This window comes from Candidatus Mycolicibacterium alkanivorans (assembly GCF_022760805.1).
In the GTDB taxonomy this organism is placed as follows: Bacteria; Actinomycetota; Actinomycetes; order Mycobacteriales; family Mycobacteriaceae; genus Mycobacterium; species Mycobacterium alkanivorans.
The window spans coordinates 2,930,153-2,952,519 of sequence record NZ_JAIVFL010000001.1 but is presented as its reverse complement, the minus strand read 5'-3'; the positions used below and the strand labels follow the sequence as shown (position 1 = coordinate 2,952,519).

The following is a 22,367-nucleotide window of genomic DNA, read 5'->3' as shown; positions in this document are numbered from 1 at the left end:
CATTGTTCGGTGTCCGCCGAACTGAGCGAGAGCCGACTGTCAGCGCCGCTGACCGCGGCTGACATCGACCAGGCTGCCCGGCGAATTTCGGATCTGGTGTCGGTTAGCCCGCTGGAGCACAGCGACCGGCTCTCCGCGGTCACCGGAGCCGAGGTCTACCTCAAGCGCGAAGACCTGCAGACCGTCCGGTCCTATAAGCTGCGCGGCGCCTACAACCTGCTCAAGCAGCTGTCCGACGGCGAACTTCGGGCCGGTGTGGTGTGCGCGTCGGCCGGCAACCACGCCCAGGGTTTCGCCCTGGCGTGCCGGTCGATGGGTGTGCACGGGCGGGTGTACGTGCCGGCCAAGACGCCCAAGCAGAAGCGTGACCGGATCCGTTACCACGGCGGGGAGTTCATCGAGCTGATCGTCGGCGGTGCGACCTACGACCTGGCCGCCGCTGCGGCACTCGACGACATCGCCCGCACCGGCGCCACCATGGTCCCGCCCTACGACGATCCCCGCACCATGTCCGGTCAGGGCACCATCGCGGTGGAGATCCTCGATCAGCTCGGCAGCGAACCGGACCTGGTCGTCGTCCCGGTCGGCGGTGGCGGGTGCGTCGCGGGCATCACCACCTACCTCGCCGCGCGCACCACCGACACCTCGGTGCTGGGCATCGAACCGGCCGGTGCGGCCTCGATGATGGCCGCACTTGCCGCGGGAGAGCCCGTCGACCTCGACCATGTCGACCAGTTCGTCGACGGCGCCGCGGTGAAACGGGCCGGCACGCTGACCTACCAGGCGCTGGCAGCGGCCGGTGACATGGTGTCGGTCACCACGGTCGACGAAGGCGCGGTCTGCACCGCGATGCTGGATCTCTACCAGAACGAGGGCATCATCGCCGAGCCCGCCGGCGCGCTATCGGTGGCCGGACTGCTGGAGGCCGACGTGGCCCCCGGCTCGGTGGTGGTGTGCCTGATCTCCGGCGGCAACAACGACGTGTCGCGCTACGGCGAGGTGCTCGAGCGTTCGCTGGTGCACCTCGGGCTCAAGCACTACTTCCTGGTGGATTTCCCGCAGGAGCCCGGTGCGCTGCGCCGCTTCCTCGACGAGGTGCTGGGTCCCAATGACGACATCACGCTGTTCGAATACGTCAAGCGCAACAACCGCGAGACCGGCGAGGCGCTGGTCGGTATCGAACTCGGCTCTGCCGCCGACCTCGACGGACTGCGCGGGCGGATGGACGCCTCCGGGCTGCACGTGGAGCCCCTCGAGCCCGGGTCACCGGCCTACCGCTATCTGACTTGACGTCAGGCGCTCGACCGTGGGTGTCCTGCAGGGGAATTGGCGAAAATCCCTGCGGGAGGCCCACAGTCGAGGACAACCCGCTCAGCCGGACTTGACGATCACCACGGAATGGCCGGGGAGCTCGGCGCCGTCGGCGTGGACATCAGCACCGCCCCACTCCAGCAGGACCTCGCCGGTCGCCGGCACCCGGACCGGTTCCTCGCCGAGGGTGCCGCCGGCCAGAACCAGCGCGGCGAAGGCCAGGTTGTAGGCGTCGACGATCCACTGCAGGCCGCGGGTGGAGGCGCCGAGAGCCGAATTCAGCGTTGGCAGAGCAACATTGACGCGGCAGGCATGACAGCCGAAGTTAACGCTGTCACCATTGGGGTGGTGGCGTGTCGCTAGCTCAGCGGACACCTTCGGCGATGAGATCGAGCAGACGGTCGGTGAGGTGGGCCTTGCGCTCGGCGTCGGCCGCCACCAAGGGGCCGTCGAGGAACAAGGTGGCCAGTCCGTGCACGGCTGCCCAGGCTGATTCGTCGACGCCGTCGCGGCGGCTCGCGGTGAGCACCCCGGTGCTGACCAGGTCATCGACACACCTGCTGAGGATTTGGAACGGATGGCGCTCGGAGTCCACGGTCTCGTCGGCGGGATGCGGGCCGCTGGGCGCGAACGTGGTGCGGAACAGGCCGGGTTCGGTCAGCGCGAACTCGATGTAGGCCCGTCCGGTCGCCCGGAACCGGGCCAGAGCCCGGTCGGCGAGCGGTCCGTGGTTGGGCACCTTGGCCAGTGATTCCAGCATTGCGTCACCCAGCCGGCCCATCCCGTAGAGCTGCACCGCGGCCAGCAACGCATGCCGGTCGGCATAGTGGCGGTAGGCGGCCGAGTTGCTGACCCCGGCCATCCTCTGCACGTCGCGCAGGACCACCGCGTCGGGGCCGCCCGCACGGGCCAGCTCGACGCCATGCTCGAGCAGGGCCTGCCGCAGGTTGCCGTGGTGGTAGGACGCGGTTGCCATGTTGACAAGTGTTACATCCGGCCGCGCCGATCCCGCCTCACATCGCCGCGCTCGCCGCTGTGAGCATGGTTTTTCACGTCGATAACGGCTCTCGGTGCTATCGGTAACGTCAGCACGCCAGCGTGGGGTCGTGACGTCTGAGCCCATCCGCACGGTGTGTTCGTACTGCGGGGTCGGCTGCGGGATCGAGGTCTACACCCGCCCCGGCCCGGCCGGCCCGGTGATCGACCGGGTCACCGGTGACCGCAACCACCCGGCCAATCGCGGGCGGCTGTGCATCAAGGGGGCCACCCACGCCGAGATGCTCGGCTCGGCCGACGGCCGGCTGACCCACGCTCTGGTTCGCCCGTCGAGGGGTGCACAGCTCGTCGCCCAACCGGTCGACGATGCTGTGGCGTTGGTGGCCAGCCGGTTACGCGCGATTTACGACGAACACGGGCCAGATTCGATCGCGCTGTACGTGTCCGGGCAGATGTCGATGGAAGCCCAGTATCTGGCCAACAAGCTCGCCAAGGGATTTCTCCGGACGACCAACATCGAATCCAACTCGCGGCTGTGCATGGCCAGTGCCGCATCCGGCTACAAGCAGTCACTGGGCTCGGACGGCCCGCCGGGCTCCTACGACGACTTCGACTGCGCCGACTTGTTTTTCGTGATCGGCTCGAACATGGCCGACTGTCACCCGATTCTGTTCCTGCGCATGGCCGATCGGCTGCGGGCGGGGGCGAACCTCATCGTGGTCGACCCGAGACGCACCGCCACCGCCGAGCGGGCCGATCTCTTCCTCCAGATCAGGCCGGGCACCGACCTTGTACTGCTGAACGGCCTGTTGCACCTTCTGGTGGCCTCCGGCGACATCGATGCCGACTTCATCGCCCGGCACGCCGAGGGGTGGGAGGCCATGCCCGAGTTCCTGGCCGGATATCCGCCGGCCCGGGTAGCCGAGCTGACCGGGTTGTCCGAACTCGACATTCGCACCGCCGCCGCCATGATCGCCGAGGCCCGGGAGTGGATGACCTGCTGGACGATGGGGGCCAACCAGAGCACCCACGGCACGTGGAACACCAACGCGATCTGCAATCTGCACCTGGCCACCGGCGCCATCTGCCGGTCCGGCAGCGGGCCGATGTCGTTGACGGGTCAGCCCAACGCGATGGGCGGGCGCGAGATGGGCTACCTGGGGCCGGGGCTGCCCGGCCAGCGCTCGGCGACCTCGGCGTCCGACCGCGCCTTCGTCGAAGACAGGTGGGGTCTGGAGCCCGGAACGATTCGCGACGAGCCCGGTACGGGCACCATCGCCCTGTTCGATCGGATGGTCGCGGGGGAGATCAAGGCCTGCTGGATCATCTGCACCAACCCGGTGGCGACAGTTCCCAACCGCGCCAACGTCATTGCCGCCCTCGAGGCGGCCGAACTGGTTATCACCCAGGACACCTATCGTGACACCGCGACCAACCGGTACGCCGACATCGTGTTGCCCGCGACGCTGTGGGGCGAATCTGACGGAGTGATGGTGAACTCCGAACGCACGCTCACGCTGGCCCAGCAGTGCGTTCGCCCACCGGGGCAGGCGCGCCCGGACTGGCAACTGATCTGCCAGGTGGCTTCGGCGATGGGCTTCGGCGAGCACTTCGATTACGAGTCGAGCGAGCAGATCTTCGACGAGATCCGCGGATTCACCAACCCGAGAACCGGTTACGACCTCCGCGGAGCGGACTACACCCGGTTGCGGCGGGCGCCGCTGCAGTGGCCCTGCCCGCCCGGCGATGACAGCGAACGTCACCCGATCCGCTACCTCGACGACAGCCGACCGCCGCGACTGGCGTTCGCCACCCCGTCGGGCCGGGCGGTGTTCCACCCGCGTCCCTATCTACCGCCCCACGAAATGCCGGACGCCGAATACCCTTTCGTACTCAACACCGGTCGGCTACCCCATCAGTGGCACACCATGACCAAGACCGGACGGGTCGACAAGCTGACCAGATTGACCGGCGAACCGTTCGTCGAGATCCATCCCGATGACGCGCAGACACTCGAGGTCAGCCAGGGGCAGTCGGTCGAACTGCAGACCCGCCGGGGTCGTGCAGTGCTGACGGCGGTGGTGAGCGACCGCGTGCGTGCCGGCAGCTGCTTTGCGCCCTTTCACTGGAACGACGAACACGGCGAACTGCTGACGATCAACGCGCTGACCAGTGACGCGGTGGACCCCGAATCACTGCAGCCGGAACTCAAGGTGTGCGCGGTACGGATCTCGCCCGTCGGGCCGGCAATCCGGCCCACCAGCTGCGCCCCGGTGCGGATCGACGCCGATGACCATGGGCCACTGGTGATGTGGGCGTCGCAGACCGGCAACTCCGAGGAACTCGCCGGACGACTCGCGGCGCAGCTGGCCGACGCCGGTGTCCACGCCCGGCTGGCCGACATGTCGGCGTGTTCACCCGAGCAGCTCGCCGCCCGTGACGTGCTGCTCGTGACAAGCACGTTCGGCGACGGCGACCCGCCGGACAACGGTATCGACTTCTGGAATCGCCTGCGGGCAGCGGATGCACCGGTGCTCGACGGAGTCCGTTTCGCGGTGCTGGGCATCGGGGACCGCTCCTACGGCCAGTTCTGCGGGCACGCGAAGTCGCTCGACGCACGGATGGCCGAGCTGGGCGCGACCCGCCTGCTGGACCGTGGCGACTGCGAGATCGGCGACCACGATGCGCTGGGACACTGGTCGCACAGTGTGGTCGCTGCCGTCACGGGCAACGATGCGCCGGCGGAAGCTCCTGCGCGGCAGGCGGCACCGTTCAGTCGTGCCAATCCCGTCGAGGCGCGCCTGAGCCGCAACATCAGGCTCACCCCGTCGAGTGCGGCAAAGGACGTGCGCCAGTTGGGTTTCGACATCTCCGAGTACGCCGTGGACTACGGCGTCGGCGATGCCCTCGGGGTCTACGCCGCGAACAGGCCCGACGACGTGGCGGCGTGGCTGGCTGCCGCCGGGTTGTCCGGCGACGTCCCTGTCGAGGTCGACGGAAAACCGACGGAGCTGCGCTACGCGCTGACCCACGCCTTCGACATCCGCCGGGTCACCCCCGATCTGCTCACCTTCCTCACTGGGGCGGCCGAGCTCCCTGCGGGGGTGGACGCGGCAGCCGACCCGATCGAGCTGATCAGACGATTTCCGGTGCGCGCCAGCGCAGAACAGTGGCTCGACGTGCTGGTGCGACTGACCCCGCGGCTGTACTCGATATCGTCGAGCCCACTGGTCAGCCCGCACGAGGTGCAGCTGACGGTGTCGGTGGTCCGCGGCGGGGTCTGCTCGACCTACCTTGCCGACCGCGCCGAGGCCGGTGCCACCCCGGTGTTCCTGCAGCCCTCGCCCAACTTTCGCCCGCCCGTCGACGGCACCACACCGATGGTGATGATCGGTGCCGGAACCGGAATCGCACCGTTTCGCGGCTTCCTGCAGCATCGCTGCGCACTCGGGCACACCGGACGCAACTGGCTGTTCTTCGGCGACCAGCACCGGACCGAGAACTTCTACTACGGCGACGACCTGTCCGACATGGTGGCCGACCGCTTCCTCACCCGCCTGGATCTGGCGTTCTCCCGCGATCAGGACCAGCGAGTGTACGTGCAGCACAAAATGATTGAGCGCGGTGCGCAACTGTGGAGCTGGCTGCAGGACGGTGCAGGGGTCTACGTCTGCGGCGACGCGACTACGATGGCCCGAGGTGTCGACGCGGCGCTGACGACGATCATCGCCACCCACGGCCGCCTCTCCGCCGAGCAGGCTCACGAATACAAACGCCACCTCGTCGCCGAGAAGCGCTACCTGCGGGACGTCTACTGAGCGTCCTCACGGCCGGGCGCAGGCCAGTGTGAGCATGTTGTGACACCGGGATCATCGCGGGAAGCCAAGGCGCAACAATGATTTCCTACCGTGAATTCATGCACACCACAACGACTCGAAAGAGCTCGCACGACATCGACAACTGGGATCCCGAGGACCTCACCGCCTGGAACAACGGCGGCGCCGCAACCGCCCGGCGAAACCTGATCTGGTCGATCGTCGCCGAGCACGTGGGCTTCTCGGTGTGGTCTATCTGGTCGGTGATGGTGCTGTTCATGCCGCAGGCCGTCTACCACATCGACGCTGCGGGCAAGTTCCTTCTCGTCGCCGTCCCCACGCTCGTGGGTGCTGTGTTACGCATCCCCTACACCTTCGCGGTCGCGAAGTTCGGCGGACGCAACTGGACCGTGATGGCCGCTCTCGTGCTCCTGATCCCCACCGCACTCACGCTGTACTTCATGGCCCACCCGGGCACGTCGTTCACGACCTTCCTGATCGTTGCGGCGCTGGCCGGCTTAGGCGGCGGCAACTTCGCGTCCTCGATGGCCAACATCAACGCCTTCTACCCGCAGCGGCACAAGGGCTGGGCGCTGGGCCTCAACGCCGGCGGCGGGAACATCGGCGTCGCGGTCATCCAGATCATCGGGCTGCTGGTCATCGCCACCGCGGGCAATCGGTCACCACACCTGGTGTGCGCGGTGTACCTGGTGCTCATCGCCGTGGCCGCGCTCGGTGCCGCGATGTTCATGAACAACCTCACCAACCAGCACACCGACGCCAGGTCGATGATCGAGGTCTGCGCCTACCGCGACGCCTGGCTAATCGCCCTGCTGTACATCGGAACGTTCGGCTCGTTCATCGGATTCGGGTTCGCCTTCGGCCAGGTGCTCCAGATGAACTTCCTGGCCAGTGCGTCCCACGGCGGTCCGGTCACCGCGGCGATGACGGCGCAGGCATCCCTGCACGCCGCCCAGATCGCCTTCGTCGGCCCGGTTCTGGGCTCGTTGTCCCGGCCGCTGGGCGGCTGGCTGTCCGACCGCGTGGGCGGTGGCCGAGTGACGCTGTACACGTTCGTCGCGATGATCTTGGCGGCCAGCTGGCTGGTTGCCGCCAGCACCATCGACGACGCCCGGCCCGGACCGGCATCGGGCGGGCTGCTGGCGGCCATGATCGGTGGGTTCATCGCGCTGTTCGTGTTGTCCGGCATGGGCAACGGCTCGACCTACAAGATGATCCCGTCGATCTTCGCCGCGAAGTCGCGCACCATGGGGGAGCTGAGCCCGCAGCAGCAGAGCGCCTGGTCGCAGCGGATGTCCGGGGCACTCATCGGCATCGCCGCGGCCATCGGGGCCCTAGGCGGAGTCGGCGTCAACATCGCACTGCGGGCCTCCTACGTGTCGGCGGCGAAGTCGGCGACGGCGGCGTTCTGGGTGTTCCTGGTCTTCTACCTGCTGTGCGCGGTCGTCACCTGGGTGGCCTATGTGCGGACCCCGACGCGGGCGCCGTCCTTGATGTCGGACAACCCCGCGGTCAGCAGCGCCGCAGCAGCGGCATGAGCGCCGCGCCGAAGACCGTCGTGGTGGTCGGTCACGGGATGGTGGGACACCGCTTTGTCGAGGCGCTGCGCGACCGCGACCGCGACGGATGCTGGCGGGTCGTGGTGCTCTGCGAGGAGCCTGCGGCGGCCTACGACAGGGTCGCACTCTCGTCCTATGTCGGCGGCTGGGACCGAACTCAGCTGGCGTTGCCCGGAAACGACTATGCCGAAGACGATCTGGTGGAGGTGTGCATCGGCGAAGGCGCCGTTGCCATCGACCGGGGGGCTCGGCTGGTTCGCACCTCGGGCGGCGCCACCGTGCAGTACGACGCCCTGGTGCTGGCCACCGGGTCGAGCCCGTTCGTGCCGCCGATCCCCGGCGCGGATGGTGAGCGCTGCTTCGTCTACCGCACGATGGACGATCTCGACGCCATCCGGGCGGCGTCGGAATCGGCCGGCGCCCACGCAGCCGGCGTGGTCGTCGGAGGCGGTCTGCTGGGCCTGGAGGCTGCAAACGCTTTGCGGCTACTGGGATTAACGCCCAATATCGTAGAGCGTTCGCCGCGTCTGATGCCGCTTCAGGTCGACGAGGGCGGGGGGGCGCTACTCAACCGGCTCGTCGCCGACCTGGGCATCGCCGTGCACACCGAGGTGTCCACCGAGGCGATCCTCCACCACGGCGACCGGGCGGTCGTGTCGCTGTCCGACGGCCAGCAGGTCGACGCGGCCGTCGTGGTGTTCGCCGCCGGCGTGCGACCGCGTGACGAACTGGCCCGTTCGTGCGGCCTGGAGATCGCCGAGCGCGGCGGGGTGATGACCGATATAAGTTGTGCGACAGCCGATCCCAATGTCTACGCGATCGGCGAAGTGGCCGCGGTGGAGGGCCGGTGCTATGGGCTGGTCGCGCCCGGAAACGTCATGGCCGAGGTGGTGGCCGACCGGCTGCTCGGCGGCACCGCCGAGTTCCCGGGTGCCGACCTGTCGACGAAGCTCAAGCTGCTCGGCGTCGACGTTGCGAGTTTCGGTGATGCCCACGCCACCACGCCCGGCGCGCTGGAGGTGGTCCTCAACGACGCTGCCAAGCAGACCTACGCCAAACTCGTCGTCTCCGACGACGTTTCGACGCTGCTGGGTGGGGTTCTGGTCGGGGATGCAACGGCGTACGGAACGCTGCGGCCGCTCGTGGGACGTCCACTGCCGGCCGACCCGGCCTCCTTGATCGCGCCCGCTGGTGCCGAGATCGGCCTCGGCGCCCTGCCCGACGAGGCGCTGATCTGCTCCTGCAATTCGGTGTCGAAGAGCGCCATCTGTCGCGCGGTCGCATCCGGCGCCCACGACGTCCCGGCCATCAAGAGCGCCACCGCGGCCGGGACGTCGTGCGGCAGCTGCGTCCCGATGCTCAAGCGCCTGCTGGAAGCCCAAGGTGTACAGACCTCCAAGGCGCTCTGCGAACACTTCACCCAGACCCGCGTCGAGCTCTTCGAGATCGTCGAAGCCGTCGGAATCCGAACCTTCTCGGCCCTGATCGACGGCTACGGCACCGGAAGTGGTTGCGACATATGCAAACCCGTGGTCGCCTCCATCCTGGCCTCCACCTCGTCGGACCACATCCTCGACGGTGAGGCGGCCGCACTGCAGGACACCAACGACCACTTCCTGGCCAACATGCAGCGCAACGGCACCTATTCGGTGGTGCCGCGGCTGCCCGGGGGCGAGGTCACCCCGGAGAAGCTGATCGCCATCGCCGAGGTGGCGCAAGAGTTCGGTCTCTACACGAAGATCACCGGCGGCCAGCGCATCGACCTGTTCGGGGCGCGGGTCGAACAACTGCCGCTGATCTGGAAGCGGCTCATCGACGCCGGCATGGAGTCGGGGCACGCCTACGGCAAGGCGCTGCGCACGGTGAAGAGCTGCGTCGGCTCGACCTGGTGTCGCTACGGGGTGCAGGACTCGGTGGCCATGGCCGTCGATCTCGAACTGCGCTATCGCGGTCTGCGCGCACCGCACAAGATCAAGATGGGAGTGTCGGGCTGCCAACGCGAATGCGCCGAGGCCCGCGGCAAGGACGTCGGCGTGATCGCGACGGAGAAGGGCTGGAACCTCTACGTCGGCGGCAACGGCGGGGCCACCCCGAAACACGCGCAACTGCTGGCCGGGGATCTCGATTCGGCCACCCTGGTCCGGTACATCGACCGCTACCTGATGTTCTACATCCGCACCGCCGATCGGCTGCAGCGCACCGCGGTCTGGCAGGAGACCATCGAAGGTGGACTGGACCACATTCGCGATGTGGTGTGCATGGACTCCCTCGGCATCGGCGCCGAGCTCGAGGCCGCGATGGCGCGGCATGTCGAGGGCTACCACGACGAATGGGCGGGCGTGCTGGCCGACGAGGAGAAGCTGTCCCGGTTCGTGTCGTTCGTCAACGCACCGGAACAGCCGGATCCCACCGTAGTGTTCGACGACCGCGGGCCCCGCAAGACGCCCGTCCTGCTGGGCTTCCCAGGTACCGGGAACCCGGCGGCAAAGCGCCCGTAACGGTTGCGAAACACCGTCCCTCTATCAAGTCAACAAGGGGTGTGAACACATGACGATGACGATTCTTTCCGATGTCGCGGTGGAGCTGGCCGGCTGGACGCCGGCCTGCCCGCTGAGCTCGTTGTTGCCGGGCCGCGGTGTTGCGGTGCTGTTGCCCGACGGCGGGCAGGCGGCGCTGTTCCGGCTGCCGGACGGCACGCTGGCCGCGGTGGGCAACATCGATCCGTTCGGCCGGGCCGCGGTGATGTCGCGCGGCATCGTCGGGGATCGGCACGGTGAGCCGACGGTGGCCTCACCCCTGCTCAAACAGGTCTTCTCGCTAGCCGACGGTCGGTGCTTCGACGACGAGGCGTACACCCTGCCGGTCTACGACGTCAGGGTGGTCGATGGATTCGTCGAGATCAGAAGTCGCTGAACCGCTGAGCGGGTTCACCGTCGCCGTGACCGCCGCGCGCCGTGCCGAGGAACTCGTCGCGCTGCTCGAGCGCCGCGGCGCCACGGTGGTGCACGCGCCGGCAATCCGGATCGTCCCCCTGGCCGATGACGTCGAATTGCGCCGGGTCACCGAACAACTCGTTGACGACCCGCCGGATCTGCTCGTGGTGACCACCGGCATCGGCTTTCGCGGCTGGATCGAGGCCGCCCACGGCTGGGATGTGGCCGACGAACTGCTCGGCGCGCTGGCCTCGACACGGATCGTGGCCCGTGGCCCCAAGGCACGCGGAGCGGTGCGACAAGCCGGACTGTGCGAACAGTGGAGCCCGGAGTCGGAGTCCTCGGCCGAGGTGCTGCAGCGGCTGTTGGCCGACGGCGTCGAGGGGTTGCGGATCGCCGTGCAGCTGCACGGGGCGGCCAGCGAGTGGGAACCCGACACCGACATCTGCGACTTGATCACCCGCGCGGGAGCGCAGGTGATCAAAGTCCCGGTGTACCGATGGGAGCCCCCGGCCGACTCGCGGCAGCTGGACAACATCATCGGGATGATCGTCGATGCGGAATTCGACGCGGTCAGCTTCACCAGCGCGCCGGCCGTAGCGTCGGTACTTCAGCGCGCCAAAGCCCTCGGTGTTCTCGACGCGCTGGTCACCGCCCTGCGCAGCGAGGTCGGGGTGTACTGCGTCGGACCGGTGACCTCGATGCCGCTGCGCAGGCTCGACATCGGCGCACACCATCCGGTCCGGTACCGGTTGGGTGCGCTGGCCCGGCTGATTACCGACGAATTGCCAAGGCGGGCAAGGCAATACAACGCAGGCGGTCACGACATCGTGGTGCGTAGCACCAGCGTCGAGGTGGACGGCGCCGTCAAGGCTCTGCCGCCGGCCGCGATGGCGCTGCTGCGCAGGCTGCTCGTGCACCCGGGCCGGGTGGTCTCGCGTGAGGAGCTGCTCGCCGAGCTGCCCGGCGGCGGTGGTGACACGCATGCCGTGGAGATGGCCATGGCCAGGCTGCGCTCGGCGCTGCAGGCGCCGCGTGTGGTCCAGACCGTGGTCAAGCGCGGCTACCGGCTCGCACTCGATCCGGCGGCCTCATGACGCTCGTCCTGGTCGCCCACGGCACCCGGCGCCCCGAAGGCCTTGCCACGATCACCGAGATCGCGGCGGCGGTCGCAGAGCAGGTTGGACCGGTGCACACCGCCTTCGTCGACGTGCTGAGACCCAATCCGCGTGAGGTCCTGGCCGGGCTGTCCGGGCCGGCGACGGTGGTGCCGGCGTTCCTGGCATCGGGCTATCACGTCAACACCGACCTGCCGGCCCGCGTCCGCGAGAGCGGGCACGCCTCGGCCGTCATCACCCGCGCGCTGGGACCTGACCCGGCCATCGCCGAGGTGATGCTGGCCCGGCTGCTCGAGGTGGGCTGGGAGCCCGGCGACGCGGTGGTGATGGCGGCCGCCGGGTCGTCGGATCCCGACGCGCATCGCGACCTGCACAGCGCGGGCAGGCTGCTGGCCGATCTCGTCGGAGAAGTACACCTCGGCTTCGTCGCCACCGGCGCTCTGAAGGTCTGCGATGTCGTCGGAGCCCTGAAGCGCTCGGGACGGCGCGTCGTCGTCGCGTCCCACCTCCTGGCGCCGGGCATCTTCCACAACCGGCTCGGCGACTGCGGAGCCGATGCGGTGACCCGACCGCTGGGCGCTGATCCGCGGCTCGTGGCACTGTTGGCCGACCGGTTCGCGCACGTAGCCTCGGTGTCATGCCAATGACTGGAGAATTCGAGCCGAGCCCGTCGGACTTCGTCCGGGATCACGCGGATCGGTACATGGCCGCGGGCGGCACAGAGGGCGCCGACCGACCGCCAGGTCCCGGTGTTCGTGCTGACCCCGATTCCCTGATTCGGCGCTGGTAGTGGCACCATTGTTCGGTGTCCGCCGAACTGAGCGAGAGCCGACTGTCAGCGCCGCTGACCGCGGCTGACATCGACCAGGCTGCCCGGCGAATTTCGGATCTGGTGTCGGTTAGCCCGCTGGAGCACAGCGACCGGCTCTCCGCGGTCACCGGAGCCGAGGTCTACCTCAAGCGCGAAGACCTGCAGACCGTCCGGTCCTATAAGCTGCGCGGCGCCTACAACCTGCTCAAGCAGCTGTCCGACGGCGAACTTCGGGCCGGTGTGGTGTGCGCGTCGGCCGGCAACCACGCCCAGGGTTTCGCCCTGGCGTGCCGGTCGATGGGTGTGCACGGGCGGGTGTACGTGCCGGCCAAGACGCCCAAGCAGAAGCGTGACCGGATCCGTTACCACGGCGGGGAGTTCATCGAGCTGATCGTCGGCGGTGCGACCTACGACCTGGCCGCCGCTGCGGCACTCGACGACATCGCCCGCACCGGCGCCACCATGGTCCCGCCCTACGACGATCCCCGCACCATGTCCGGTCAGGGCACCATCGCGGTGGAGATCCTCGATCAGCTCGGCAGCGAACCGGACCTGGTCGTCGTCCCGGTCGGCGGTGGCGGGTGCGTCGCGGGCATCACCACCTACCTCGCCGCGCGCACCACCGACACCTCGGTGCTGGGCATCGAACCGGCCGGTGCGGCCTCGATGATGGCCGCACTTGCCGCGGGAGAGCCCGTCGACCTCGACCATGTCGACCAGTTCGTCGACGGCGCCGCGGTGAAACGGGCCGGCACGCTGACCTACCAGGCGCTGGCAGCGGCCGGTGACATGGTGTCGGTCACCACGGTCGACGAAGGCGCGGTCTGCACCGCGATGCTGGATCTCTACCAGAACGAGGGCATCATCGCCGAGCCCGCCGGCGCGCTATCGGTGGCCGGACTGCTGGAGGCCGACGTGGCCCCCGGCTCGGTGGTGGTGTGCCTGATCTCCGGCGGCAACAACGATGTGTCGCGCTACGGCGAGGTGCTCGAGCGTTCGCTGGTGCACCTCGGGCTCAAGCACTACTTCCTGGTGGATTTCCCGCAGGAGCCCGGTGCGCTGCGCCGCTTCCTCGACGAGGTGCTGGGTCCCAATGACGACATCACGCTGTTCGAATACGTCAAGCGCAACAACCGCGAGACCGGCGAGGCGCTGGTCGGTATCGAACTCGGCTCTGCCGCCGACCTCGATGGACTGCGCGGGCGGATGGACGCCTCCGGGCTGCACGTGGAGCCCCTCGAGCCCGGGTCACCGGCCTACCGCTATCTGACTTGACGTCAGGCGCTCGACCGTGGGTGTCCTGCAGGGGAATTGGCGAAAATCCCTGCGGGAGGCCCACAGTCGAGGACAACCCGCTCAGCCGGACTTGACGATCACCACGGAATGGCCGGGGAGCTCGGCGCCGTCGGCGTGGACATCAGCACCGCCCCACTCCAGCAGGACCTCGCCGGTCGCCGGCACCCGGACCGGTTCCTCGCCGAGGTTGCACGCGATCGCCACCCGCCCGCGGCGCATGACGATCCAGCGGCGGTCCTCGTCGTAGTCGACGCTCAGGTGTGACAGCCAGGGGTCGGTGAGGTCGGTTTCGTTGCGGCGCAATGCGATCAGCCTGCGGTAGAACGACAGCAGCCGGGCGTGTTCGGGTTCGCTGAGCTCTTGCCAGTCCAGCTTGGAGCGCAGGAAGGCCTCGGGGTTTTGCGGGTCTGGGACATCGTGGGCGTCCCAGCCGTGGTCGGCGAACTCGGCCTTGCGGCCCTCCGCGGTCGCGGTGGCCAGTTCCGGTTCGGTGTGCGAGCTGAAGAACTGGAACGGGCGAGAGGATCCCCACTCCTCGCCCATGAAAAGCATTGCCGTGTAGGGGGATCCGAGCGCAAGCGCGGCCTTGATGGCAAGCTGGCCGTAGTCGAGGTTCCGCGATGGACGGTCCCCGACGGCGCGGTTGCCCACCTGGTCGTGCGTGCAGGTGTAGGCCATCAGCCGGGTCGCCGGGATCAGCGACTTGTCCAGTGGCCGGCCGTGCCGGCGATGCCGGAACGATGAGTACGTTCCGGCATGGAAGTAACCGTTCTGCAGCGTGGTCGCCAGCGTGGCCACGGTGCCGAAGTCCGCGTAGTAGCCCTGCCGCTCACCGGACACCGCGGTGTGGATCGCGTGGTGAATGTCGTCGTCCCACTGCGCGGTCAGGCCGTACCCGCCGCGGTCACGCGGAGTGATCAGCCGCGGGTCGTTGAGGTCGCTCTCGGCGATCAGTGACAGCGGACGGCCGAGGACCGCTGACAGCGCGTCGGTTTCGGCGGACATCTCCTCGAGAAGGTGGATCGCGGTGTTGTCGACCAGCGCGTGCACCGCGTCGAGGCGCAACCCGTCGGCGTGGAAGTCGTACATCCAGCGCAGGGCGCACTCGATGATGTAGGTGCGCACCTCGTCGGCATCCGGCCCGGCGAGGTTGACGCCTTCGCCCCACGGATTGCTCACCGAGGACAGGTAGGGTCCGAACTTGGGCAGGTAATTTCCCGACGGCCCGAAGTGGTTGAACACCGCATCGATGAGCACCCCCAGCCCCCGGGCGTGGCAGGCGTCGACCAGACGCACCAGACCGTCGGGACCGCCGTACGGTTCGTGCACCGCGTACCACAGCACACCGTCGTAGCCCCAGCCGTGCGTGCCGTTGAACCCGTTGACCGGCATGAGCTCGACGAAGTCGATGCCGAGGTCCACCAGGTAGTCCAGCTTGTCGATCGCGGCGTCGAAGGTGCCTGCTTCGGTGAAGGTGCCGGTGTGCAGTTCGTAGATCACCGCGCCTTCGATGGAGCGGCCCGCCCACTGCTGGTCGGTCCACGCGGTTCGGTTGGGATTCCACAGCTGCGAGCGATCGTGGACCCCGTCGGGCTGTCGGGGTGATCGGGGATCGGGCAGCACGGTGGGATCGTCGTCGAGGACGAAGCCGTAGCGGGCGTCGGGCGCGCAGTCCACCGCGGCGCGCCACCAGTCGTCCTCGCCGCGGGTCATCTCGTGCAGCGTGCCGTCGACGTCGAGTCGTACCGACTTGGGCAACGGGGCCCACACCGCGAAATCAGCCATGCGACCTCTCCAGGAGCGCGACGGGAAGCTCGGCGAACAGATCATCCGCGCGGACCGTGTCGGTCCACACCGATCCCGTGATCCGGTCGGTCCACGTGCCGGCAGGCAGCGGCAGAACGGTGTCACCCCAACCTGATTCCTGCAGGCGCATGGTCCAACGGGACACCGCAACTGCCACGTCGTGGCCCCGGACGAAGGAGATCAGGTATTCGGCACGATTACCGCGGGCCAACACCGGCAGATAGCCGCCGGCGAGGAAGCTGTCCGGCCGGTCGCGGCGGGCCCGCAGTGCCGCGTTGACCACCCGCATCTTCGGGTGGGCCAGCCGCTCGAACGCGGCGCGATGTGCGGCGTAGTCGACGAACCTGCGGTTGTCCGGGTCGACGAGGCTGTCCTCCCACAACTCGGTGCCCTGGTAGACGTCCGGGACGCCCGGCACCGTCAAGGCCAGCAACTTCTGGCCCAGCGCATCGTTGTGGGCATGGGGCGCAAGCTGCGTCAGCAGCCGGGTCAGTTCGCCGGCCACCTGGCCGTCGATGATGGTGTCCAGCCACTGGTGCACGGCGGCTTCGAAGGCGGCGTCCGGATCGGCCCACGAGGTCCGCCAGTCGGCCTCGCGGATCGCCTTCTGGGTGAAGGCGTGCAGCCGCTCGCGTAGCTCGGCGGTCACCTCGCCGTCGGCCGGCCACACTCCGAAGATGTTCTGCCACAGGAACAATCCGGTCAGCGGGTCGGGCGAGGGGGCGGACTTCTCCCAGCGGCTGATGCACCTGGTCCACAGCGATGGAACCTGCGAGAGCACCCCGATGCGGGCACGGACGTCCTCGCCGCGCTTGGTGTCGTGTGTCGACAGCGTGGTCATGGCCCGCGGCCACAGCCGCGCCCTGATCGCATTGCTGCGGTGGAACTCCGCGGCGCTGACACCGAAGCGTTCGGGTTCGCCGCCGACCTCGTTGAGTGACACCAGCCGGGCGTCGCGGTAGAAGTAGCAGTCCTCGACGGATTTGGCCGTCATCGCGCCGCACAGCTGCTGCAGCCGGGCCCCCGCCTCGTCGGAGGCGGCCAGTGCGGTCGAGACGATCTCCAGCGGGGCGGCCAGTCCGGGCCGCTGGGCGACGGTGCGGGCGATCGCGGCGGACAGCAGTTGCGAGAGATTCTGATAGTCGCAGCGGTACACGCCGACGTTGGTCAGCAGCGCCGTCACCGCATCCGGCAGCCGCGGGTCGTCGGCCCCGGCGGCCGCGGCGATGGTGCGGCACACCCTGCGCAGCTCGCTGGCCAGCGTCTCGGTCATCGACCCGATCTTCAACTGACGCAACAACTCCGGTGCTTGATCGTGGTCGAAACCGGTCGAACTCGCCAGCTCGGTGAGAGCCTCGGCCCCGCTCGGGTCGACGAACACGCCGCCGACCTCGCGCAGCACGTCGTAGCCGGTGGTGCCGTCGATGGGCAGCGACGGGTCCAGCGGCTCACCGACGGCCAGGATCTTCTCGATGACGATCCAGGCCCGCGGCCCGACGAGTTCGCGCAGGCGGACCAGGTATCCTCCTGGATCGGTCAGCCCGTCGGGGTGGTCGATGCGCACACCGTCGACCAGATTCTCGGAGAACCAGCGGGCCACCTCGGCATGGGTGGCCGCGAACACGGCCGGATCCTCCTGACGCAGACCCGCCAGCGAGGTGATCGCGAAGAAGCGCCGGTATCCGCACACCCCGGTGCGCCAGCCCGTCAGCTTGTAGTGCTGGCGGTCGTGCACCTGCGCACCCGAGCCCGCACCGGTGCCCGGGGCGATCGGGAACACCAGATTCCCGAGCCGCAACGTCTCACCGTCGACGGCGAGTTGCTCGGCATCATCGTCAGAACCCAGTACCGGCAACACGATTCGGCCACTAGGGTCGGCATCCCAGTCGATGTCGAAATACGACGCGTAGGCCGATTCGCGGCCGTGCCGCAGGACGTCCCACCACCACGGGTTGTGTTGGGGACTGCCAACCCCGACATGGTTCGCGACGATGTCGACGACCAGGCCCAGCCCTCGTGCCCTGGCGGCGGCCGACAACCGGGCCAGGCCGTCGGCACCGCCGAGTTCCTCTGACACCGTGGTCGGATCTACGACGTCGTAGCCGTGCTCGGATCCGGGGGTGGCGGTCAGGATGGGGGACAGGTACAGATGCGTGACGCCGAGGTCGTCGAGATAGTCGACGAGTTTCTCGGCGTCGGCGAAGGTGAACCCGTCACGCAGTTGCAGGCGATAGGTGGCCAGCACCGGGAAGGCCATAGCTGTCCCTGTTCCCGCTAGGCCGTCTTTTGAAGCACCAGAACCGAGCGGGGCGAGACACTGATCGTCTCGCCGGCTTTGATCAGTAGATCGCTGTTGCCGTTCGGGTCCCAGGTGTCCAGCACGGCGGTCCACTCCTTGGCGTGATCGCCGTCGGGGGTGACGAACTCGACCGGCTTGCTGTGGGCGTTGAAGCACAGCAGAAACGAGTCGTCGACCACACGCTCACCGCGGGCATTCGGTGCCGTGATGGCTTCGCCGTTGAGGAACACCGCCACGCATTTGAAGCCCGAGCCCCAGTCGTCGTGCGTCATCTCGGTGCCGGCCGGGGTGAGCCAGGCGATGTCCCGGATCTGGTCACCGCTGCGGATCGGCTCACCCTCGAAGAACCGGCGGCGGCGGAACACCGGGTGCTTCTTGCGCAGTGCGGTCACCTTGCGGGCAAAGTCCAGCAGGCCGGCATTGGTCTCCCGCAGGCCCCAGTCCATCCAGGAGATCTCGGAGTCCTGGCAGTAGACATTATTGTTGCCCAACTGCGTTCGGCCGATCTCGTCGCCGTGGGCGATCATGGGCGTGCCCTGCGACAGCATCAGGGTGGCCATGATGTTGCGCATCTGCCGGTGCCGTAGCGCCACGATCTCGGGGTCGTCGGTCGGCCCCTCGGCGCCGCAGTTCCAGGACCGGTTGTGGCTTTCGCCGTCGCGGTTGTCCTCGCCGTTGGCCTCGTTGTGCTTCTCGTTGTAGGACACCAGGTCGGCCAGCGTGAAGCCGTCGTGGCAGGTGACGAAATTGATGCTGGCCGAGGGTCGGCGGCCGGTGGCCTCGTAGAGGTCCGAGGAGCCGGTCAGCCGGGAGGCGAACTCACCGAGGGTGGCGGGCTCTCCGCGCCAGTAATCGCGCACCGTGTCGCGGTACTTGCCGTTCCACTCGGTCCACAGGCCGGGGAAGTTGCCGACTTGGTAGCCGCCCTCGCCGATGTCCCACGGCTCGGCGATCAGCTTGACCTGGCTGACCACCGGGTCCTGCTGCACCAGGTCGAAGAACGCCGACAGCCGGTCGACGTCGTAGAACTCACGAGCCAGCGTCGAGGCCAGATCGAACCGGAACCCGTCGACATGCATCTCGAGCGCCCAGTAGCGCAGCGAGTCCATGATGAGCTGCAGGGTGTGCGGATAGCGGGCGTTGAGGCTGTTGCCGGTGCCGGTGAAGTCCTTGTAGAACCGCTTGTCGTCGTCGAGCAACCGATAGTACGCCGTGTTGTCGATACCGCGGAAGTTGATCGTGGGGCCCAGATGGTTGCCCTCGGCGGTGTGGTTGTAGACGACGTCGAGGATCACCTCGATGCCGGCCTCGTGGAAGGAGCGCACCATCGTCTTGAACTCGGCCACCGCCGCGCCGGCGTGCTGGGTGGCCGCGTACTGGTAGTGGGGAGCGAAGAAGCCGAAAGTGTTGTAGCCCCAGTAGTTTCGCAGGCCCAGGTCCAGCAGGCGGTGATCATGCAGGAACTGGTGGACCGGCATCAGCTCGATCGCGGTGACGTTGAGCGCCTTGAGGTAGTCGATGATCGCGGGGTGACCAAGACCCGCGTAGGTTCCCCGCAGCTCCTCGGGGATGTCGGGATGGGTCTGGGTCATGCCCTTGACGTGCGCCTCGTAGATGATCGTCTCGTGGTATGGGGTGCGTGGCGGGTGGTCGGATCCCCAGTGGAAGAACGGGTTGATCACGACGCTGGTCATGGTGTGGCCGAGGGAGTCCACCATCGGCGGGGTGCCGCCGGAGGCGAGATCCTCGGCTTCGAGGTCGTAGGAGAATAGCGCCTGGGTGAACTCGAAGTCGCCGTGGAAGGACTTGCCGTACGGGTCGAGCAGCAGCTTGCTCGGATCGCAGCGGTGCCCGGCGGCGGGATCCCACGGCCCGTACACCCGGAAGCCGTAGCGCTGGCCGGGGGTGACGGTCGGCAGATAGGCGTGCCAGGCGAACCCGTCGACCTCGTCGAGTTCGATCCGGGTCTCGGCGCCGTCCTTGGCGATCAGGCACAGCTCGACCTTCTCGGCCACCTCGGAGAACACCGAGAAGTTCGTGCCGGCGCCGTCGTAGGTGGCACCGAGCGGATAGGCGGCGCCGGGCCAGACGGTGGTCACCGTGGGCTTGGGAGTGGCTGCACCTCCCTGGCCGCTAGTGGGTTTGCTCGACGACATGTTTCGACCTTATCGGCGCGCCCGCCGGGATGCGCGGGCAGTCACCACCAACCCGTGGCCGGACCCAGCTGTCGGCTCAGTTCCGGGATGAGGGTGCGCATGTATGTCGCCGAGATGTGGTGTGAATCGCGGTAAACCAGCACATTTCCCTCCACCGCGCGGCACCAGTCCGGCCGGCACACCGTGTCGCTGAGGTCCAGGACCCGCATGAGCGGGAACTGGCCGAGGAAGTCCAGCGTCTGGTTGCGGCCGGAGAGCATATCAGAACGTTTGATTCCGCACGAGACCGCGTCACCGCCCTTGGCCAGGCAGTCCGACGGGAAGAACGGCTGGCCGTTGCGCACCAGCCACGGGGTGTCCCGCATCGCCAGAATGGGAATCTTGTTGTCCGACAACGTCTGCCAGACACCGATGTAGGTCGCGGGCATGACGTCGCCCGGCTTGATGTTCCACGGCCGGGTGGAGGTGGTGAACACGAAATCGGGGTGGTCGCCGATCAGCTTGGCCATCACCCGGTCGTTCCAGGTGTGGCACTGCGGGTAGGGCCGGTTGTCGCCCATCACCAGCGGCACCCGCTGGGTGGTCAGCGGACAGCCCATCTTCAGGTACGTCACGACCTTGAAGTGGTGCCGCTTGCCCAGTTGGTCCAGCGCGGTGATCCAGTGCTCGGCGTGTGATCCACCGGCCAGCGCGATGGTGCGGGTGGCCGCAGCGTCGCCGTAGGTACAGTTGATGATTCCGGTGTGGTCGAAATCACTGATGCATCCGTCGTTGGTCGACTCGGGCAGGTCGTTCGGGGCTTCCAGGACAGTGGGGCGCATGGGCAGGCGCCGAACCCGGACGTGCTCGGTGAGTGCCCGGGCGCCGGGATAGTCGGTGGGGGACAGTGCGGCGAGTTCCTTGCCGCTGGCGCGCTGCAGGATGACGTGCTCCCGCCAGGTGAAGGAGGTCACCGTCAGCGCCACCCCGAGCAGGCCCACGGTGGTGCCCAGCGCGATCGTCGGGCGCCGCCAACGGGTGCGCCACGGCACCGCAACCGGCTGCGGGCGCGCCGAGGGCGCCCCGCGGCGGTAGCGCAGTGGCTCCTCGACGAAGCGCATGGTCAGGTAGGCGAGTACACCGGAGACCGCCAGGATGGCGGCACCGTCGAACAGGCCGGCATGACCCTCGCCGGTGTAGGCCAGCCAGAAGATCAGCAGTGGCCAATGCCACAGATACAACGAGTAGGCCATCGATCCGAGCGTCACCAGCGGTGCCGCGGCCAGCAGCCGGCTGGGCCACGGCAACCGGTCCCGGGTGTCCGGCTGCGCCTGGCGGTTGGCGGCGGCCAGGATCATCAGAACCGTCGCGCCGACGGGTACCAGCGCCCACGGACCGGGGAACTGCCTGACGCCGTCGATGAGCGCACCGCAGGACGCGACAGCGGCCAGCCCAACCGAGGCCAGCACCGTGCGAAGCCGCATCGGCCAGGCGATGGAGGGCACCAGCGCGCCGACCAGAACTCCGAGCAGCAATTCCCATGCCCGGGCGAAGCTGTTGTAGTAGGCGGTGGTCTGGTCGGCCTGATGAGCGAACACGGCAAAGACGAACGAGGCCACCGTCAGCGCGGTCAGCAAAATCACGAAAGTAGGACGCAGCCGTTTGCCCAGCGGGCGGCGCAGCACGTGGGCAAACAGGAAGACGAGCACGAGGAACGCGATGTAGAACTGCCCCTGAACGGACATCGACCAGATGTGCTGCAGCGGACTGACTGCTTCACCGGCCCGGAGGTAGTTTGACGCCGTCGCTGACAACTCCCAGTTCTGGAAGTAGCCGAGGCTGGCGAGGCTCTGGTCAGCAAACGTCTCCCAGCGAGTTTCCGGCTGTATCATGACGGTAAGCACCGCGGCCGCGGCAAGCACCACGACGAGAGCCGGCAGCAGCCGGCGCACCAACCGGACGATCTCCGGCCACGGTGACAGCGACGATTCCGGGTTCAGCACGGTGCGCAGCAGCGAACCACCGAAGAAGAAGCCGGACAGCACCAGAAACACGTCGACCCCACCCGACACCCGGCCGAACCAGACGTGGAAGACTGCCACCAGGGCGATCGCAACACCCCGCAGGCCGTCGAGGTCGTGCCGGTAGAACCCGGATTTCCGCGTCCCTATCGCCGCGGGCGAGGCAGGACCCACCTGGGTCGCTGCCGCGGGACGGGTCGGGGTGAGGGTCAACATGATCGAGGCACAATCTACCGAACCATCTCG

The 22,367-nt window shown here is 68.0% G+C and carries 14 protein-coding genes; 8 read left to right on the top strand and 6 right to left on the bottom strand.

The window, feature by feature from the left end; genetic code table 11:
* Positions 1-9 precede the first annotated feature (9 nt).
* Positions 10-1,290 carry a threonine ammonia-lyase IlvA gene (gene ilvA, locus K9U37_RS14520; RefSeq protein WP_243072269.1) on the top strand — a complete coding sequence of 427 codons (1,281 nt, stop codon included), beginning with the start codon at positions 10-12 and terminating at the stop codon, positions 1,288-1,290.
* 81 nt (positions 1,291-1,371) lie between these two features.
* Here the strand turns inward: ilvA (K9U37_RS14520) and K9U37_RS14515 are convergent, their stop codons facing one another.
* Positions 1,372-1,686: a hypothetical protein gene (locus tag K9U37_RS14515; RefSeq protein WP_243073499.1), complete on the bottom strand. Its 315-nt coding sequence runs from the start codon at positions 1,684-1,686 to the stop codon at positions 1,372-1,374.
* Positions 1,676-2,287, bottom strand: a complete 612-nt coding sequence (locus K9U37_RS14510) for a TetR/AcrR family transcriptional regulator (protein ID WP_243072275.1) — start codon at positions 2,285-2,287, stop codon at positions 1,676-1,678. Before K9U37_RS14510 ends, K9U37_RS14515 begins: the two co-directional genes overlap by 11 nt.
* Before the next feature lie 130 nt (positions 2,288-2,417).
* Here K9U37_RS14510 and K9U37_RS14505 point away from each other — a divergent pair, with 130 nt between their 5' ends.
* The 7 genes from K9U37_RS14505 to ilvA (K9U37_RS14475) all read left to right on the top strand — a co-directional run bounded on the left by K9U37_RS14505 (position 2,418) and on the right by ilvA (K9U37_RS14475) (position 13,839).
* Entirely contained in the window at positions 2,418-6,125 is a 3,708-nt protein-coding gene (locus K9U37_RS14505) for a bifunctional nitrate reductase/sulfite reductase flavoprotein subunit alpha (protein WP_243072274.1), read from the top strand.
* 98 nt (positions 6,126-6,223) lie between these two features.
* Positions 6,224-7,681, top strand: coding sequence for a nitrate/nitrite transporter (locus tag K9U37_RS14500; protein WP_243072273.1), 1,458 nt, complete (start codon positions 6,224-6,226; stop codon positions 7,679-7,681).
* Complete coding sequence (nirB, locus tag K9U37_RS14495) at positions 7,678-10,200, top strand: nitrite reductase large subunit NirB (protein ID WP_243072272.1); 2,523 nt, start codon at positions 7,678-7,680, stop codon at positions 10,198-10,200. Before K9U37_RS14500 ends, nirB begins: the two co-directional genes overlap by 4 nt.
* 55 nt (positions 10,201-10,255) lie before the next feature.
* A complete protein-coding gene (gene nirD, locus K9U37_RS14490; RefSeq protein ID WP_243073385.1) occupies positions 10,256-10,615 on the top strand; it encodes a nitrite reductase small subunit NirD in 360 nt (119 codons plus the stop codon).
* Entirely contained in the window at positions 10,587-11,732 is a 1,146-nt protein-coding gene (locus tag K9U37_RS14485; protein WP_243072271.1) for a uroporphyrinogen-III synthase, read from the top strand. Before nirD ends, K9U37_RS14485 begins: the two co-directional genes overlap by 29 nt.
* Positions 11,729-12,400 (top strand): sirohydrochlorin chelatase, encoded by a 672-nt coding sequence (locus K9U37_RS14480; RefSeq protein ID WP_243072270.1) that lies wholly within the window; start codon positions 11,729-11,731, stop codon positions 12,398-12,400. Before K9U37_RS14485 ends, K9U37_RS14480 begins: the two co-directional genes overlap by 4 nt.
* A 158-nt stretch (positions 12,401-12,558) precedes the next feature.
* On the top strand, positions 12,559-13,839 hold the full coding sequence (ilvA, locus tag K9U37_RS14475) for a threonine ammonia-lyase IlvA (RefSeq protein WP_243072269.1): 1,281 nt from the start codon (positions 12,559-12,561) through the stop codon (positions 13,837-13,839).
* Between the two features lie 81 nt (positions 13,840-13,920).
* On the opposite strand, the gene treZ is transcribed toward ilvA (K9U37_RS14475), so the two are convergent.
* The 4 genes from treZ to sucT are packed head-to-tail and all read right to left on the bottom strand — an operon-like array spanning position 13,921 to position 22,337.
* Positions 13,921-15,645, bottom strand: coding sequence for a malto-oligosyltrehalose trehalohydrolase (treZ, locus tag K9U37_RS14470; RefSeq protein WP_243072268.1), 1,725 nt, complete (start codon positions 15,643-15,645; stop codon positions 13,921-13,923).
* The gene (gene treY / locus K9U37_RS14465) at positions 15,638-17,923 is read right to left on the bottom strand and encodes a malto-oligosyltrehalose synthase (RefSeq protein ID WP_243072267.1); all 2,286 of its coding nucleotides are present in this window, start codon (positions 17,921-17,923) and stop codon (positions 15,638-15,640) included. The genes treZ and treY overlap by 8 nt, the downstream gene beginning before the upstream one ends.
* Before the next feature lie 17 nt (positions 17,924-17,940).
* Entirely contained in the window at positions 17,941-20,121 is a 2,181-nt protein-coding gene (gene glgX, locus K9U37_RS14460) for a glycogen debranching protein GlgX (protein ID WP_243072266.1), read from the bottom strand.
* A gap of 41 nt (positions 20,122-20,162) precedes the next feature.
* Entirely contained in the window at positions 20,163-22,337 is a 2,175-nt protein-coding gene (gene sucT / locus K9U37_RS14455; RefSeq protein ID WP_243072265.1) for an acetyltransferase SucT, read from the bottom strand.
* Positions 22,338-22,367 lie beyond the last annotated feature (30 nt).